Annotated in this window: 15 protein-coding genes; 12 read left to right on the top strand and 3 right to left on the bottom strand. The window is 52.6% G+C overall.

What is annotated here, in order from left to right; genetic code table 11:
• Positions 1 to 36: 36 nt before the first annotated feature.
• A complete protein-coding gene (locus tag Q3Y66_RS07830; protein ID WP_008956772.1) occupies positions 37 to 1,113 on the bottom strand; it encodes a 3-deoxy-7-phosphoheptulonate synthase in 1,077 nt (358 codons plus the stop codon).
• A 392-nt stretch (positions 1,114 to 1,505) separates the two neighbouring features.
• Between Q3Y66_RS07830 and rpoE the strand changes: the two genes are divergently transcribed.
• The 5 genes from rpoE to Q3Y66_RS07855 all read left to right on the top strand — a co-directional run bounded on the left by rpoE (position 1,506) and on the right by Q3Y66_RS07855 (position 6,209).
• Complete coding sequence (gene rpoE, locus Q3Y66_RS07835; RefSeq protein ID WP_008956771.1) at positions 1,506 to 2,105, top strand: RNA polymerase sigma factor RpoE; 600 nt, start codon at positions 1,506 to 1,508, stop codon at positions 2,103 to 2,105.
• A 297-nt stretch (positions 2,106 to 2,402) separates the two neighbouring features.
• Positions 2,403 to 3,128 carry a sigma-E factor negative regulatory protein gene (locus Q3Y66_RS07840; protein ID WP_008956770.1) on the top strand — a complete coding sequence of 242 codons (726 nt, stop codon included), beginning with the start codon at positions 2,403 to 2,405 and terminating at the stop codon, positions 3,126 to 3,128.
• Positions 3,129 to 3,183: 55 nt separating this feature from the next.
• Entirely contained in the window at positions 3,184 to 4,218 is a 1,035-nt protein-coding gene (locus tag Q3Y66_RS07845; protein ID WP_008956769.1) for a MucB/RseB C-terminal domain-containing protein, read from the top strand.
• Positions 4,219 to 4,249: 31 nt separating this feature from the next.
• Complete coding sequence (locus tag Q3Y66_RS07850; RefSeq protein ID WP_008956768.1) at positions 4,250 to 4,702, top strand: SoxR reducing system RseC family protein; 453 nt, start codon at positions 4,250 to 4,252, stop codon at positions 4,700 to 4,702.
• A gap of 94 nt (positions 4,703 to 4,796) precedes the next feature.
• On the top strand, positions 4,797 to 6,209 hold the full coding sequence (locus Q3Y66_RS07855) for a DegQ family serine endoprotease (protein ID WP_008956767.1): 1,413 nt from the start codon (positions 4,797 to 4,799) through the stop codon (positions 6,207 to 6,209).
• Between the two features lie 147 nt (positions 6,210 to 6,356).
• Here Q3Y66_RS07855 and Q3Y66_RS07860 read toward each other — a convergent pair whose 3' ends face one another.
• Positions 6,357 to 6,857: an MgtC/SapB family protein gene (locus tag Q3Y66_RS07860; RefSeq protein WP_008956766.1), complete on the bottom strand. Its 501-nt coding sequence runs from the start codon at positions 6,855 to 6,857 to the stop codon at positions 6,357 to 6,359.
• A gap of 283 nt (positions 6,858 to 7,140) precedes the next feature.
• Between Q3Y66_RS07860 and lepA the strand changes: the two genes are divergently transcribed.
• The 7 genes from lepA to acpS all read left to right on the top strand — a co-directional run bounded on the left by lepA (position 7,141) and on the right by acpS (position 13,460).
• Positions 7,141 to 8,955 carry a translation elongation factor 4 gene (gene lepA / locus Q3Y66_RS07865; protein WP_008956765.1) on the top strand — a complete coding sequence of 605 codons (1,815 nt, stop codon included), beginning with the start codon at positions 7,141 to 7,143 and terminating at the stop codon, positions 8,953 to 8,955.
• 15 nt (positions 8,956 to 8,970) lie between these two features.
• Positions 8,971 to 9,774, top strand: a complete 804-nt coding sequence (lepB, locus tag Q3Y66_RS07870) for a signal peptidase I (protein WP_008956764.1) — start codon at positions 8,971 to 8,973, stop codon at positions 9,772 to 9,774.
• A 67-nt stretch (positions 9,775 to 9,841) separates the two neighbouring features.
• Positions 9,842 to 10,534 carry a ribonuclease III gene (gene rnc, locus Q3Y66_RS07875; protein ID WP_035586249.1) on the top strand — a complete coding sequence of 231 codons (693 nt, stop codon included), beginning with the start codon at positions 9,842 to 9,844 and terminating at the stop codon, positions 10,532 to 10,534.
• Positions 10,531 to 11,430 (top strand): GTPase Era, encoded by a 900-nt coding sequence (era, locus tag Q3Y66_RS07880; RefSeq protein WP_008956762.1) that lies wholly within the window; start codon positions 10,531 to 10,533, stop codon positions 11,428 to 11,430. Before rnc ends, era begins: the two co-directional genes overlap by 4 nt.
• 8 nt (positions 11,431 to 11,438) lie before the next feature.
• On the top strand, positions 11,439 to 12,134 hold the full coding sequence (recO, locus tag Q3Y66_RS07885) for a DNA repair protein RecO (protein WP_008956761.1): 696 nt from the start codon (positions 11,439 to 11,441) through the stop codon (positions 12,132 to 12,134).
• 52 nt (positions 12,135 to 12,186) lie between these two features.
• On the top strand, positions 12,187 to 13,017 hold the full coding sequence (gene pdxJ, locus Q3Y66_RS07890; protein WP_008956760.1) for a pyridoxine 5'-phosphate synthase: 831 nt from the start codon (positions 12,187 to 12,189) through the stop codon (positions 13,015 to 13,017).
• 62 nt (positions 13,018 to 13,079) lie between these two features.
• The gene (gene acpS, locus Q3Y66_RS07895) at positions 13,080 to 13,460 is read left to right on the top strand and encodes a holo-ACP synthase (protein ID WP_008956759.1); all 381 of its coding nucleotides are present in this window, start codon (positions 13,080 to 13,082) and stop codon (positions 13,458 to 13,460) included.
• Positions 13,461 to 13,514: 54 nt separating this feature from the next.
• Here acpS and Q3Y66_RS07900 read toward each other — a convergent pair whose 3' ends face one another.
• Positions 13,515 to 16,247 (bottom strand): ATP-binding protein, encoded by a 2,733-nt coding sequence (locus Q3Y66_RS07900; protein WP_008956758.1) that lies wholly within the window; start codon positions 16,245 to 16,247, stop codon positions 13,515 to 13,517.
• Between the last annotated feature and the right edge of the window lie 73 nt (positions 16,248 to 16,320).

Below are 16,320 nucleotides of genomic sequence, written 5' to 3' on the forward strand. Positions count from 1 at the left end.
AACAACACAAAACCCCGCCGTAGCGGGGTTGTCAACCTACTTGGCGATGCGCTTGGCTAGCGTGTCGGCAAGTTTATCGTTCATGCGGTTGAAGGTTTCTACCGTGGCGTCCCAGTCGATGCAGGCATCGGTAATCGAGACGCCATACTGCAGCTGGCTGAGATCCTGCGGCAATTTTTGATTGCCCCAGCCAATGTTGGATTCAACCATCAGACCTATGATGGAGGTGTTGCCTTCCAGGATTTGGTTGGTAACGTTTTCCAATACTAACGGCTGTAGCGCTGCGTCTTTGTTGGAGTTGGCGTGGGAGCAGTCAATCATGATGTTGGGTGATAGTTTGGCTTTCTCGAGCTCTTTTTCCGCCAGGGTAACGCTTACGCTATCGTAGTTGGGCTTGCCGTTGCCGCCACGTAGAACAACGTGGCCGTAGGCGTTGCCCCGGGTGCGAATAATGGCCACCTGGCCTGCTTGGTTAATACCCAGGAAATTGTGCGGGCTGGCTACGGACTGAAGCGCGTTAATCGCCACATCCAGGCTGCCGTCGGTACCGTTTTTAAAGCCGACCGGGCAGGAGAGGCCGGAAGCCATTTCCCGGTGGGTTTGCGACTCGGTCGTGCGGGCGCCAATCGCTGACCAGCTAATGCAGTCTTGCATATACTGGGGAGAGATGGGATCGAGTGCTTCGGTAGCGAGCGGTAAGCCCATTTCAGCGAGATCGACCAGCAGTTTTCGAGCGATGTGCAGACCTTCATCAATCTCAAAAGAGTCGTTGAGGTGCGGGTCGTTGATTAGGCCTTTCCAGCCCACCGTTGTGCGCGGCTTTTCAAAATAGACACGCATCACTATATACAGGCTGTCGCTGACTTGATCGGCAAGTTTGCGAAGACGGCGGGCATAATCAAGCGCTGCTTCCACGTCGTGGATAGAGCAAGGGCCGACCACTACCAATAGTCGCGGGTCGCTGCCATCCAGGATGCTCTGAATGGTTTTACGCCCCTCTATTACGGTGCGCTCTGCTGCCTCCGTTAACGGTATGGCATTCTTGAGCGCTTCTGGCGTGGTGAGAACGTCTTGAGCGATGACGTTAAGGTTATTAACCTGCTGTTCTGACATCTTGCTACCTGTGCTTTCGTAATGGCTGAAAAAGTGAGGGGACGATAAAAGTGGCGTCTACTATCGCTTGCCGGGGAGGTAAAAATCAATTGTTGTGGAACTATAGCAGCATTGAAAGTGTCAGCCGCAGGGTTTTGTGAAAGGAGCTAAGTGCTTGATGCCCTGCACGGAACGCGCAACACTGAGGCTCTGTTTTAACTGGGCCCTGTCTTTAAAATTCGGTACCGTTATAAAATGCAACAACATATACGGGCGATGTATTCGCTCTTTTATTCACTCTATTATTAATCAATGCCCATAGGGACGCTATGCTGCTTGCTGTGAACGCCCACTTGTCAGGGCTAATAGGAATGGGGCTCGGCGCACGCCGTACGAGCTGGAGGAGCGTGTGAATGGGCACTCGGGAAACAGACCAACAGCTTGTGGAACGTGCCCAAAAAGGCGATACGCGCGCTTTCGATTTGCTGGTAAAAAAGTACCAGCACAAAATTATCGGCCTGATCGGTCGTTACGTTCATGATCACTCTGAAGTGCAGGATGTGGCTCAGGAGGCATTTATCAAGGCGTATCGCGCCTTGGGCAAGTTTCGCGCCGAAAGCGCGTTTTATACCTGGATGTACCGTATTGCTATCAACACTGCCAAAAATTATTTGGTCTCGCGGGGCAGGCGTCCCCCGGGCAGCGATCTAGATATTGTTGATGCTGAAATTATCGATCAAAGTGGCCGATTGGCCGATTCAGAATCGCCGGAAGCGGCCATTGCTAGAGATCAGCTTGAAGCAGCGGTTTACCAAGCTATTGCCAACTTACCTGATGATCTGCGCACAGCGATTACCTTGCGAGAGCTGGATGGTCTTGCTTACGAAGATATCGCTCAGGTAATGCAGTGTCCGGTGGGGACCGTTCGTTCACGAATTTTCCGCGCTCGGGAAGCGGTTGATGAGCATATTCGTCCGTTAGTATCGACGGCCAGGAACAGTCGCGACGAATGACGGTCACTAGTAGAAGGGCTAAGTGATCGCTTTGAATCGCCACCACAAAAAATGAAGGTTTTACTTTTTTTGTGAACTGTCTGGCACGTTTAGCGTCATAAAGCATGACTATCTTGATGAGCACAATGGCTGTATCAATGTGCAAAGCGTCATGAACTTAGCGTTGTAACCTAGTTAGGTGGATATCCTAAGTAGCGTGTAACGGAGTCTTGGCCTTGGAAGTCGTCGGTGTGATGGCGCCTGTTCAGAGTGACCGCCATGCCAGTACTTCTTTTAAACAGTGTGAGGGTGTGAAGTATGAGTCAAAACACACGGGAATCACTTTCGGTGTTGATGGATGGCGAAAGTGATGAGCTAGAGCTTCGCCGAGTGTTGAAGGCGCTGCCTAACGATGATGACGCCGCCGATACTTGGCGCCGCTATCATCTTGCGCGCAGCATGATGCAACGTGAGCAGGGTGTCGATGTAAGCGTTGATCTTTCTGCTGGCATCATGGCCCGATTGCGTGACGAGCCTGCTCCCATAACGCAAGGCTCAGACCAAGTAGCCCATCGTGCTGGAGGGATATCGTTTGCCCGTGGTGCTGGCGTTGCTGCTGCTGTCTCCTTGATGGTTATTACAGGGGTGCAGTTCTTTGGCAATGATTCGCCGGTTGGTCAAGGTGGCGACATTGCAACGACTGCTTCCAGTACTAATGGGGGGACTCAAGTGCAACCCGTTAGTTTGGCGTCTCAGCCGGCAGTTGCTGGGCGTGCGGATATGCCGATGTTTGAACCTACGCCGTTTAGGCTTAGCGGGCAGGCAGGTCAAAGTGGCTTGATGAATATTAGTGAAGCTGGCTTTTCAGCGCAGACTCCTCAGGGAGTAACCGCTTCACAAGGCACTAACATTGATGTTGATCAGATTGGCTTACTGCAATCTTACTTAAAACAGCACACCCAAAGTGCCGCTTACGGTAGTGGTGACAGCTGGATGCCGCTGATGCGTTCTTCTGCAGTAACTGAGCCACTAGGGCAGCGCTAAGCCTCAATGACGGGCTTTTTCATGGCGCCTATTAGGTGAGCAGGGAGTGCGCTAGATGGAAGTGCGCAATATAATGGTTGCCCTGCGGACTAAGCGAGCATGGGGGCTAGCTGCTCTGGCTTGTGTGCTCTCTTTTGATGTCTATGCAGAGAGCACAAATGAACAAGCAGAAAGCCATGCTGGTTATGAATGTGCAGTGGTTTCGCAGCAGGCGCCTAGCAGCGCAACGCAGTGGCTTGAGCGTGGTTTGTGGGCCAGCCACTGTTATGCCTTTCAAGCAAGAGCCGTCGCTATTGATCCAATCGGGGTGCGCACTCTTGCGCTTTCACACCGAATTCAAGACGGTATCCGACAGCAGGTAGTTCAGTATTTAGATGGTCCCTCTGTCAGTATCGAGCGACGCTCGCCAGTCGGGCGGTTAGCCTGGACAGAAGAGGACAGCACTGGGGAGCTGCCTTCGCCAGCGCGGTGGGCCGCCCACCTCGAGCAGTTCTATTCCATTGAGCTTGAAGATAACGCGCGTGTTGCCGGTCGTGAAGCGGTTAAACTAATGTTTGAGCCCCGCGATCAATGGCGTTTTTCCCATGAGTGGTGGCTAGATCAAGACACTGGCCTATTGCTGAAGCATGTGCTCATTGATCAGCAAGGGCGAATCATTGAAACTTTTCAAATCACTCAGCTTCAATCGCCTCAAAAGTATACTGGGATCGTTAGGGTAGATGATTCTAAGGTCGTGCTGAGTACTCCCTGGCAAGTTACCTGGTTGCCCGAAGGATTTGTTGCCCAACCGATTAATTTTACCGGCAATGATCGTCGGCATCAGCGAGTTTATAGCGACGGTTTAGCGACGGTAAGTATCTTTGTAGAACCTCTTTCCTCTGATGCTACTACCGCTTTAAAAGAAGGCGTCCAGCAACTGGGTGTTTCTGCTGTTGCCATTGAGCATACAATGAGCGCTGAAGGTCGTTGGCAGATGGTGGCCATTGGTGAGCTGCCTGTAGCAACGCTCCAACGGATCGTCCGTTCAATTAATTTTGATTTGCTTCAATCAAAGACCAGTAGTGATAGTCACGATGAGGATGAACCTTAGTGTTTTCGTTTTACGCATGACGAGAAATGAGATGACGACCCCCACTTCATGCTCCCCCTTATTACGCGCTGGCACCGTTGTAGGGTTTAAGCCTCAGCACCTTATTGTAGAAATATCTGCCCAAGAGAACTGTGAGCAGTGTGCACAGGGCAGAGGGTGCGGTTTAGGGTTGTTAGCACGTCGGCGCAGCCAGCATATTGCTGTAGCACTTCCTGAGTCAGCCCGAGGTATTGAGCAGCGCTATCCGTTAGGAAAGTTGGTCACCATAAGCTTGCCAAGTGCGTCCGTCACGTTGCTCGCTTTTTTTGTTTATGGGTTGCCTTTACTGCTAGCGCTGTTGCTATCCGGCTTAGCCGCGCGTGTTAGTGACTCAATTTGGCTGCCGCCACTGATCTTTTTTATCGCCTTGATGGGCGGTGCGCTAAGTATTAACTACCTAATACGTGGGCGAGGGGAACGCTTTCGCCCACGCTTGGTCAATTAGTTTGTTAATTTAGTTCTCCGGCACTTTTCTATGAACGTTGCTGTGAGTTATTGATCTGCCTTCGATTACTATCACCTTAAGTAGGAGCTCTTGCATGAAGCGCTTGATACTCCCCTCCACCCTATGGGTATGCGTGGTGGCGTTGCTAACCTTTGGCCAAGCGGCCAGCGCTCAGGGTTTGCCTGATTTTACCGAGCTGGTAGAGGATGCCGCCCCTGGGGTGGTCAATATTGCTACCAGCAGAACGGTTCAGCGTAGCAGCGTCCCGGGTTTTGAAGGGTTCGGCGGTCAGGAAATCCCAGAAATTTTCCGCCATTTTTTTGGCGATAGCTTCCCCGAGCCGCCTAGCAATGGGCAAGGACGTAGTGAAGAGCGTCAATCCTTAGGTTCCGGATTCGTTATTAGCGAGGATGGCTACGTGATGACTAACGCACACGTTGTTCAAGACGCTGATGAGATTCTCGTGCGGCTCAATGATCGACGTGAGTTGAGTGCCCAAGTGATTGGTAGTGACCCACAAACCGATGTGGCACTCCTCAAAATAGAGGCCAATGACCTACCGACACTGACGCTGGGCGATTCTGACGAACTCAAAGTTGGCGAATGGGTAGCGGCGATTGGCTCGCCTTTCGGTTTTGATCACTCTGTCACTGCGGGTATCGTCAGTGCGATCAATCGCACCTTGCCGCGTGATGCGTATGTTCCCTTTATTCAAACGGATGTGGCGATCAATCCCGGTAACTCCGGTGGTCCGCTATTTAATCTTGAGGGCGAAGTGGTCGGCATCAATTCACAAATCTTTACTCGTAGCGGCGGTTTCATGGGTGTCTCATTCGCGATTCCCATCAACGTGGCCATGGATGTGGCCGAGCAATTGCGTGAAGATGGCCGAGTTAATCGCGGCTGGTTAGGTGTCATGATCCAGCCGGTCTCCGAAGATTTGGCTGAGTCGTTTGGCATGGAGAGTGCGATTGGTGCGCTGATTGCTGACCTTGATCCCGAAGGCCCTGCCGCGCAGGGCGGCCTCCAGGCTGGTGATGTCATTCTTGAAGTCAATGGTGAAGAGGTCGAGCGCTCAAGCTCACTGCCGCGTCTAATTGGCAAAGGTGCGCCCGGTACCGAGGTAGAGCTTACCTTGATGCGTGATGGCGAACAGCTGACCGAATCAGTAGAGCTGGGCAGTTGGCCGGACGCCGAGCAGCAAACTGCGCAAGCCACTAGCAACAACCAAACACGTCTTGGCGTAATGGTCGCTGAAATTGATGATGCTATGCGTGAGCAGCTAAATATCTCAGGTGGTGTGGTAGTTCGCCAAGTTGAGTCTGATAGCGTGGCAGCTAAAGCGGGGATCCGACCTGGGGATGTACTGGTAAGTATCGATCATCGCAGTGTCTCTTCTTCAGAGGAATTAATGAGCATTGTCGAAGAGTTGCCTACTGATCGTGCCATTCCGTTGCGCCTGTTCCGCGAGGGTCGTTCGTTGTTTGTAGCGCTTCGCCTAGAATAATCCGCCTATTGTTACTCCTAGTCCGGCGGTTCTCGCCGGACTATGGCTGCTAACCTGTCTCACCCTTTCGATAATTAAGCTCGCCAGACTGTATTTCCGTTGACCTCTATTTCCCCCCGCCCACTTTATCGCCCTTATCGCTTTCGATCACTCCTCGTTCCTTTTTCTACGTTCTTTACGATTACCTTTTTTATCAACTAGGTTTTCTATCATGTCGTGCTCGAATCGGCCTAGCACCACCATGATGATTAGCCCCAAAATGGTGACCATAACGGCTAATGGGAAATTATTGATGCCCGCGGCAACGCCGACGGCACCGGCCAGCCAAATCGAGGCGCCAGTGGTAATCCCTTCAATGTGGGCGCCACTGCGAATGATACTGCCAGCACCCAAAAAACCTATGCCACCAATCACGCCCTCAACAACACGATTAGGATCGATACTTGCCGCGTGATCCCCTTCACCCGTAGCAAATAGCACGCTCATGCCAACAATGATGAACGCAGACGAGCCAAGTGACACCAGCATATGAGAACGAAGCCCCGCGGGTTTGCCACGAAGCTCCCGTTCCAAGCCAAGACACAGGGCCAAGCCGGAGGCAACAAGCAGGCGGGCTAGCATATCCAGGATAGGGATTTCGGTTTCCATGGCACTCCTTTTTAAAGCTCATCCAATAAAACCCTAGTATAGGAACAAGCAAACACCATGGAATAGGTAAATTTGGCTTGCCTCTATGCCTGCGCAAGGGTTGATAAGGAGTACGTATAGAACATTAGCAAGGTGATTAGGTAGCGGTTATTTTTGGCATTTTTTGATGAACATAGCACCGGAACCCCGCTAACGGTACAATGACACCAAATTTCGACTGCGCATTTCAAGGTACTTTTTTTAATCGTACTCGATTGCCTACATACCCGGATTAAATCGGCAAATGACCCAAGAAAACGATAGTAAAATCAAGCATATAAGAAATTTCTCTATTATCGCACATATTGACCATGGTAAATCGACACTCTCTGATCGTTTGATTCAGACCTGTGAAGGGTTAACGGAACGTGAGCTTAAAGAGCAAGTGCTCGATTCCATGGACATTGAGCGTGAGCGTGGTATTACCATCAAGGCCCAGTCGGTGACGCTGGATTATACGGCTGCCGATGGCAAGGTTTACCAGCTCAACTTTATCGATACGCCGGGGCACGTTGATTTCTCTTACGAAGTGTCGCGTTCGCTCTACGCCTGTGAAGGTGCACTGCTGGTAGTCGATGCAGCGCAAGGCGTGGAAGCCCAGTCGGTGGCCAACTGCTATACCGCGATTGAACAAGGCCTGGAAGTTCTGCCGGTACTTAACAAAATCGATTTGCCGCAGGCAGATTGTGACAAGGTTTCTCAGGAAATCGAGGAGATCATCGGGCTTGATGCTACCGATGCCTGCCGGGTGTCGGCGAAAAGCGGTATTGGAATCGACGCCCTGCTTGAACGCTTGGTGCGTGATATTCCGCCACCCAAAGGCGATCCCGATGCCCCCTTACAAGCGCTTATTATCGACTCCTGGTTTGATAACTATCTCGGCGTAGTCTCACTGGTGCGTCTATTTGATGGGACGCTGCGCAAAGGCGATAAGATCCGTATTAAGTCGACGGGCCGCGATTGGGGCACGACGGAAGTGGGTATTTTTACCCCCCAGCGTAAACAGACTAATATCCTGCGTGCCGGTGAAGTTGGTTTTATTGTCGCTGGCATCAAGGAGATTCACGGGGCGCCGGTAGGCGATACGATTACCCATACGAAAACCCCTGACGTCGCGCGCTTACCTGGTTTCCAAAAAGTGAAGCCACAGGTTTATGCCGGTATGTTCCCGGTCAGCGCGGATGATTACGAAGACTTCCGCGATGCGCTGGAAAAACTGGCGCTTAATGATGCCTCGCTTGAATATGTGCCAGAGAACTCCGATGCTCTTGGCTTCGGTTTCCGGGTGGGCTTTCTTGGCACGCTACACATGGAGATTGTTCAAGAGCGCCTGGAGCGTGAGTATAATATTGATCTGCTCACCACGGCGCCAACGGTTGTTTATGAGCTAGCGATGAAAAACGGCGACGTTAACTACGTCTCCAACCCCTCCAAGCTGCCCGATATGGCCGACGTAGATGAAATGCGCGAGCCAGTTGTCCGCGCCAGCATCCTGGTTCCCCAGGAGTATGTGGGCAACGTGATTACCGAGTGTGAACAGCGCCGGGGTACGCAGCGGGATATGCAGTTCTTGGGCAACCAGATTCAACTGGCCTACGAACTGCCGATGTCAGAAGTGGTCATGGACTTCTTTGATCGCCTGAAATCTATTTCGAAAGGGTATGCATCGCTTGAGTACAACTTCGAACGCTTTGAAGAAGCCAAGTTGGTACGTTTAGACGTACTCATTAACGGTGATAAAGTCGATGCATTAGCCGTCATTATTCACCGTGACCATGCCCATCATCGCGGTCGTTTGCTAGTGGAAAAAATGAAAGAGCTTATTCCGCGGCAAATGTTTGATGTGGCCATCCAGGCCGCTATCGGTGGTCAGGTAGTCGCGCGCTCGACGGTCAAGGCATTACGCAAAAACGTGACCGCCAAGTGTTACGGTGGCGATGTCAGCCGTAAGAAGAAACTGCTCGAGAAACAGAAAGCGGGTAAGAAACGCATGAAACAAGTGGGGCGTGTGGAAATTCCCCAGGATGCCTTCCTTGCTGTGCTCAAGGTAAACGACTAGGAAAGAACACCACCCATGGATTTTTCATTACTTTTGGTACTCGCTGTTGCGCTTTCGGGCGTTGTTTACCTGTTGGACGTGCTGGTATTAAAACCCAAGCGCCGCCAACGTTTCGCCACAGCAGAGGCCAATACCAAGGAAGGGCTTGATCCTGCTACCAGTGAAAAACTGCTTAAAGAACCCTGGCCGGTCGACTACGCACGTTCATTTTTTCCGGTGCTATTGGTGGTGCTGGTGGTGCGTAGTTTTGTCATTGAGCCCTTCCAAATTCCCTCGGGTTCAATGCGACCAACGCTCGAAGTGGGCGACTTTATTCTGGTCAACAAATTTGCTTACGGACTACGATTACCCGTGGTGAATACGCGCTTTATCGAAGTAGATGATCCCGAGCGGGGCGACGTGATGGTGTTTCGTTTTCCAGGTGAACCGTCAGTGAATTTCATCAAGCGGGTGGTCGGTATGCCAGGGGATCGTATCCGTTATGAAGGCAAGCAGCTCTTTATCAACGGGGAGGCGGTGGCTAAAGAGTTGATTGAAGAGGGCCCCGAAGGTTCTCCCCAGCAGCTATTATTAGCTGAACGCCTTGGCGACGCTGAGCACTTTATTTATAACAACCCACGAGACCCAGGCCCGCAGATGCGTGAAGTAGAAGTGCCGGAAGGGCACTATTTCATGATGGGTGATAACCGAGACCATTCCAACGACAGCCGCTATTGGGGCTTTGTGCCGGAAGAGAATATTGTTGGCCGTGCGTTTGGAGTATGGATGCATTGGGATGGCGGGTTGCCGAGTTTTACCAGCGTGCGGCGTATTGAATGAAGCACCTGCTTAGATTGTGGTTAGTCAGTTATGTCACTTTAGTTAACGTCAATGACGTAGGAGAGCTGTGAGTAATTCCTTGAACGCTTTTTGCCGACGAATCGGCCATACCTTTGGCGACGATATGCTATTGGAATTGGCCTTGACCCACCGCAGCTTCGGTGGTCGTAACAATGAGCGCCTGGAATTCCTGGGTGACTCCATTGTCAATTTTGTGATCGCCGAGGCGCTGTTTCAACGCTTCCCCCAGGCTCGTGAAGGTCAGCTCTCACGCCTGCGTGCGCGGTTGGTGAAAGGCCAAACGCTGGCGGAGCTTGCCCGGGAAATGGAGTTCGGTGAGTGCTTGCGGCTAGGCTCTGGTGAGATGAAAAGCGGTGGACATCGCCGTGAATCGATCCTGGCGGACGCGGTTGAAGCCATCATTGGTGCTATCTATCTGGATGCCGGTATGGATGTGGTGCGTGACCGTGTATTGGATTGGTATGCAGAGCGATTGGAAAATATCTCGTTGCAAGATACCCAAAAGGACCCCAAAACGCGTTTGCAGGAGTTTTTGCAGTCGCGTCAAGCCGCCTTGCCGCGCTATGAAGTTGTCTGCGTGAAGGGCGAGGCGCATGCCCAGACCTTTACCGTGGAGTGCTACATTGACCTGCTGGTTGAGCATACCACTGGTAAGGGTCCTAGCCGCCGTCATGCTGAACAGCAAGCAGCAGAAGAAGCACTGTCGTACCTCGAAAAAAGCCCTGGAGAAAAATCATGAGCCAAACCTGCGGATTCGTTGCCATCGTCGGCCGACCCAACGTGGGCAAATCGACCCTCATGAACCGTATTTTGGGGCAGAAAATATCGATTACCTCACGGCGACCACAAACCACGCGCCACAAGGTAATGGGTATTAAAACGGAGAATGAGACCCAGTTCATCTACGTCGATACGCCGGGCATGCACATCATGTCCAAGGACCGTAATAAGGCGATCAACCGCTTTATGAACCAGGCGGCTACCCAGGCACTGCGTGACGTTGATTGTGTGGTGTTTATTATCGACCGCACTCGCTGGACCGAAGAAGATCAAGCGGTATTGAAGCGCCTGGAACATGTCAAAGCGCCGGTTATTTTGGCGGTCAATAAAGTCGACCGTCTCGGCGAGAAAGGCGATCTTTTACCGTGGTTGGCTGAGGTGGGTGCTCGACGCGACTTCGCTGCCATCGTGCCAATTTCAGCTAAACATGGCACCCAGGTGGATACCTTGGAAGAGGAGGTAGCCAAGCATCTCCCTGAAAGCGTTCACTTCTTCCCTGAAGACCAGATTACCGATAAAAGTCTGCGCTTTATGGCCGCTGAGCTGGTGCGTGAAAAAGTAATGCGCCAGTTGGGTGATGAGCTGCCATACCAGATGACCGTTGAGATTGAAGAGTTCCGCGAGACCGAACGTGTGACACATATCAGCGCACTCATCCTTGTTGAGCGGCAGGGTCAAAAAGTTATTTTGATTGGCGAAAACGGCGATCGACTCAAGAGTATTGGTCGTGAAGCACGCCTTGATATGGAGCGCGCGCTGGGCACCAAAGTCATGCTGAATCTCTGGGTGAAAGTGAAGCGTGGCTGGTCGGATGACGAGCGCGCCTTGAAAAGCCTGGGTTACGACCTCGATTGAGTGTAGCGATGGCGCCTGAGCCGGCTTTCTTACTTCATCGTCGGCCTTACCGTGAAACCAGTGCGCTGGTAGATCTACTAACCCTTGACCACGGCAGAGTGCGTGCTGTAGCCCATGGTGGGCAACGGCCCGGATCAAAATCGCGCCAACGTTTGCAGCCTTTTACACCGCTATTCGTGACGTGGCAGGGCAGCCGTGATTTAAAGCGGCTGACGCTGATGGAATCACGCGGCCAAACGGCATTATTAGCGGGTGAAGGTTTGCTATGTGGGCTTTACGCTAATGAGATCGCCACTCGACTATTGCCGCTAGAGTTACCAGCCCCTGATGTGTTCGCCTTTTATACGGCGCTATTGGAAGCGTTGCCAGCGCCCGCTGAGAGGGCGTTAGCGTTGCGCCGTTATGAGTGGGCGCTATTGGAAGCGCTTGAAGCAACGCCGCAATTTACAACACCGGAGGGTAGCGTTTTGGATCCCCAGCTGCACTATCGTTTTGATGCAGCGACGCGCGCTTTTTCCCCGGCCGAACGCGGTTTAGATGGCCGCACGTTGCGCTATATTGAACAGGGTGACTGGCAGCATGAAGGGCTCGCTAACGCTTTGAAGGCGGTGATGCGTGCCGCACTGGCACCGCACCTGGGTTCTACCGTCTTACGCTCGCGAGAATTAATGCTCGATTTAGCGCGACGTCGCCATCGTCCCTAATGGTTGAATTTCTTGCTCACAAACTCTTTCTTATCGCTGCGCTGGAGGCATTATGCACCCCCCTCGGATACTGTTAGGCGTCAATATTGACCACATTGCGACACTTCGCCAAGCCCGAGGTACCCGCTACCCTGATCCTGTTCAAGCCGCGCTAGTGGCTGAAGAGGGGGGCGCTGATGGTATTACGGTGCATTTGCGTGAGGACCGTCGTCATATTCAGCCTCGTGATGTGCGCATTCTGGCCGAAGTGCTTAATACCCGCATGAACCTGGAAATGGCGGTTACCGAAGAGATGCTGGCGCTGGCTGAAGAAGTGCGTCCAGCCCACGTTTGTCTGGTACCTGAGAAGCGTGAAGAACTGACCACTGAAGGTGGCCTGGATGTGGTCGGCGGCTTTGACGTTATTGCCAGCGCCTGCCAGCGATTGAGCGCAGCGGGCTGCGACGTCTCTCTGTTTATCGATCCTGACGTAGAGCAGATCGATGCTGCCCAGCGCGCCGGGGCTCCTACCATCGAGCTGCACACAGGTGCTTACGCAGAAGCTCGACCAGGCAGCGATGCGGCGAATGCGGAGTATCACCGCTTAACAGCTGCCGCCACGTATGCTGTCTCACTAGGATTGGTGGTCAATGCCGGTCACGGCTTGCACTACCATAACGTTGAAGCCATTGCGGCATTGCCAGGCGTCAACGAGCTTAATATTGGTCATGCCATTATTGCCCGTGCGCTGTTTGTTGGCCTGAAAGAGGCCGTACAAGAAATGAAACGCTTGATTATCGCAGGCCAAGAGGCGGGGTTAATGGCAGCTCTCGATGCCCACGATCATGAGCACGACCATGAACATACAGAAGATCATGTGCATAACGGATGCTGCGGGCATTGATCAGAGATTGACTCTTTAGAGATTGACTATTCAGGAGTCCCTACCAAGAGGTTTTTTAGGCGATGATTGTGGGTATTGGCTCCGATATAGCGCGTATTGAGCGCTTTACGCGGGCCGTGCAGCGGCACGGCCCGCGCTTTGCGCAGCGAATTTTAGGGCCTGAAGAGCATACGCTTTGGCTCCAGAAATCCCAGCCTGCCGCCTTCCTCGCCAAACGTTTTGCTGCCAAGGAGGCGTTTGTTAAAGCGCTAGGGCTTGGCCTGCGCCACGGAATGCAGTGGTGTGATATCCAGGTGCTTAATGATGCCTTGGGTAAGCCTTACTTCGTGCTTGACGGTAAAGCAGAGCGGCTACTCCAGGCGGCAGGCGTCACGGCGAGTCATATCACCTTGAGTGACGAAGCCGAGTACGCGGTTGCTTTTGTGGTGTTGGAACGCTCATAGCCAGCCAAGGCCGGACGAAGATTTGTTTTTGGTCTTTAGGTATTAGTTATTGGCTTAGGACCTGAGTAAAAACGGGCGATGTGCTCTTAGTCGTGCCATTGCCCGATATAGATCCTCCAGTAGCCCTTCTACATGGTCTAAGCCGCTGGTCCGCAGCCGTGTTTCCAGCGTCTCTACCAGCAATGCCAGCTCCGGCGCGCCGCAGTAACGGCTGGCGCCATTCAATCCGTGGACCCAATCGAGCAGCATCGGCAAATCTTGTTGTGCAAAAGCGCTACGCATGTGTTGTTCACTTTCGTCCAAGCTGTCGATCAAACGTTTTAGCTGCTCCCGTGCGAGGTACTCTTTACCGCCTGCTAGGCGTGCGCCTATCTCAAGATCCACAACGGGTAGCTTGGCGGGCGTCGTGTGGCTAAATGACTTAATAGTGGTTTTGCTACTGCTCGTTGCAGAAGGTGCTGCATTGCTGCCGGCTAGCCGATGGGTAACCCCCAAAAAGCGATGAAGCAGTTGATGCAGCTGTGCCTCATCAATGGGTTTTATCAGGACGTCATCAAGGCCTTCGGCGAGCCACTTTTGGCGTTCACTGCTGAGGACATGAGCGGTGACCGCTATAATGGGGCAGCGAGCCCAAGTGCTGCTGAGTCGGCGCAACGCTTGGGTGGTTTGTACACCATCCATGCCAGGCATGCGGATATCCATCAGCACCATATCCACATTGCTGGTTCGTGCAAACTCTAGTGCTTGGTGGCCACTTTCTAATGCCGTGATATGCAGGGCGGGATCTTCAAGCATATTTTTGAGCAGCTCACGGTTCGGCGCATTGTCATCCACAATCAGCAACTTGACGGGTTGAGACGACGCTGGCAGAGCAGCTAACGGCCCAGGCTTCTTATAGGACACGAACGCCGGCAGCAGTAATTGCTTAAGCGATGCCACCAATTGAGCGCGTGAAAAGGGTTTGTAAAGCATTTCACCGCCCTGGGGTAATCGCAAAGGGGGCAGATCAAAACTGTTGCCGTTGGCTAAAATCAATACAGGGCAAGGCGTTTGATCAATGACTTTTTGCCAGTAGCGGTGGCGCTCGGGCGTATAATCACTGTGCTCCAACCCCAATATCAGCAGTTGTGCCGGTTCAGAGGCATCAAACGCAATCGGTTGCGCTTCCCAGCGTTGCAGCAAATGCTCCAACACATGGCGGGTAGGCGCATGGGTTTCATAGAGGCAAATAGTGGGGTTGGCTAGGCTAATCTCCGCTGGCCGTTCGATTGCTTTGTGAGCCAGTAGGGGTAGTGTAAAGGAGAAAGTGGTGCCTTGGCCCAATACACTCTCCAGCTCAATCTCGCCACCCATGCGCTCAATGAGCTGGCGGCAGATAGTAAGCCCCAGGCCACTGCCGCCAAACTGGCGTGAATGGCTGGGTTCAGCTTGGGAAAAGGCGCTAAATAAAGCCTTCTGATGGGCATCGCTAAGACCAATCCCGGTGTCACTAACGCTGAGGTTAAGCACGACATGCTGGCCTTCTTGGTTATCCAGCATGACACGCACAATCACATCACCTTCATGAGTGAACTTGAGCGCATTACCAATCAAGTTATTTAACACTTGATGAATACGCAACGGATCACCGCTCAGTGGTGTAGGGACATCGTCATACACCATCGCCACTAAGTGTAACTGCTTGCGCTGGGCTTCAGGCGCGTGAAGCCCAATCACTTCATCAACCAGTGCGACGATATCGATATCCGCTTCTTCAAGAGTAAGGCGATTGGCCTCAAGCTTGGAAAAGTCGAGCACGTCGTTAACCAACATAAGCAGGTTGTCGCAAGCGCGATGGACGTGCTGCAACCATTCCTGCTGGCGCGTATCCAGCGATGAACGGCCCAGCAGCCGACAAAACCCAATAATGCCGTTGAGTGGGGTGCGAATCTCATGGCTCATGTTGGCTAAGAATTCGGATTTCACCGCATTCGCCCGCAAAGCGCTGCGGTGTGCCAAATCGAGCTTTATATTCTGCTCCTCTATGGTTTCCATGGATTCTTGCAGTTCGCTGGTGGCCTGCTCAATTTGCGTTTGCATATCCCGCTGGGCCTGCTGAAAGTGTTCAGCGAGGGTATTAATGTGGCTAGTCAGGTGGTTAAGTTCCGCCGCATTAGAAGGCATCAGATGTAGTCGATAGTCACCGCGGGATAGGCGATAAAGCGCTTGGTTAGCTTCTTCGATAGGGCGGGTGGCATAGCGACTGATGGCGAAGGCGATTAAAAACATCAGCAGGCCAAGCAACATGCCGCCTAAGCTAAGACTAGCAATCAATTTATAACGGCCCAGGGTGAGCGCTCGGGTGTCCATCTCGATAACCAGCCAGCCTGCGCTACTATTGACCGCGCTGACTAAGCTTGTATTGGGCTGGGTAACCTCTAACGGTAAGCGCAGTCGCCAAGCCTCTTCTTCCATGAGCAGTTGGCTGCTAGCGGGCGCTTCCAGAGTGGGTCGCGCAGCGTTGCCCAGTAATAAAAGACGATCGCCTTGCGCATCAAAGAGCGCAACCGCCCGCAATCCTCTCATGGTGAGAAGTTGGCGGGCTAGGGCCTCTAGACGCTGAGAATCACCCTGTGCGACTGCGTCAGCAAAACTGGGTGACAGCAGCTCGCCAGCATTTTCCAAGCGTTCTTGCTGTGCCGCCCGAGCTTCCGTACCACTCTGTATGACCAGTAATACAGCCATCATGGCGTATACCAGGAGCGGGAAACCGAGTAGGGCAAATAGAAGTCGGGTATTCAATGACATGAAAAGAAGCTCGCTGATTCAATGAGGTTGCCTGTCCAGGTCAAGGCAGCACCGATATAATGCAGCATAACGG

Source organism: Halomonas sp. HAL1, assembly GCF_030544485.1.
In the GTDB taxonomy this organism is placed as follows: domain Bacteria; phylum Pseudomonadota; class Gammaproteobacteria; order Pseudomonadales; family Halomonadaceae; genus Vreelandella; species Vreelandella arctica.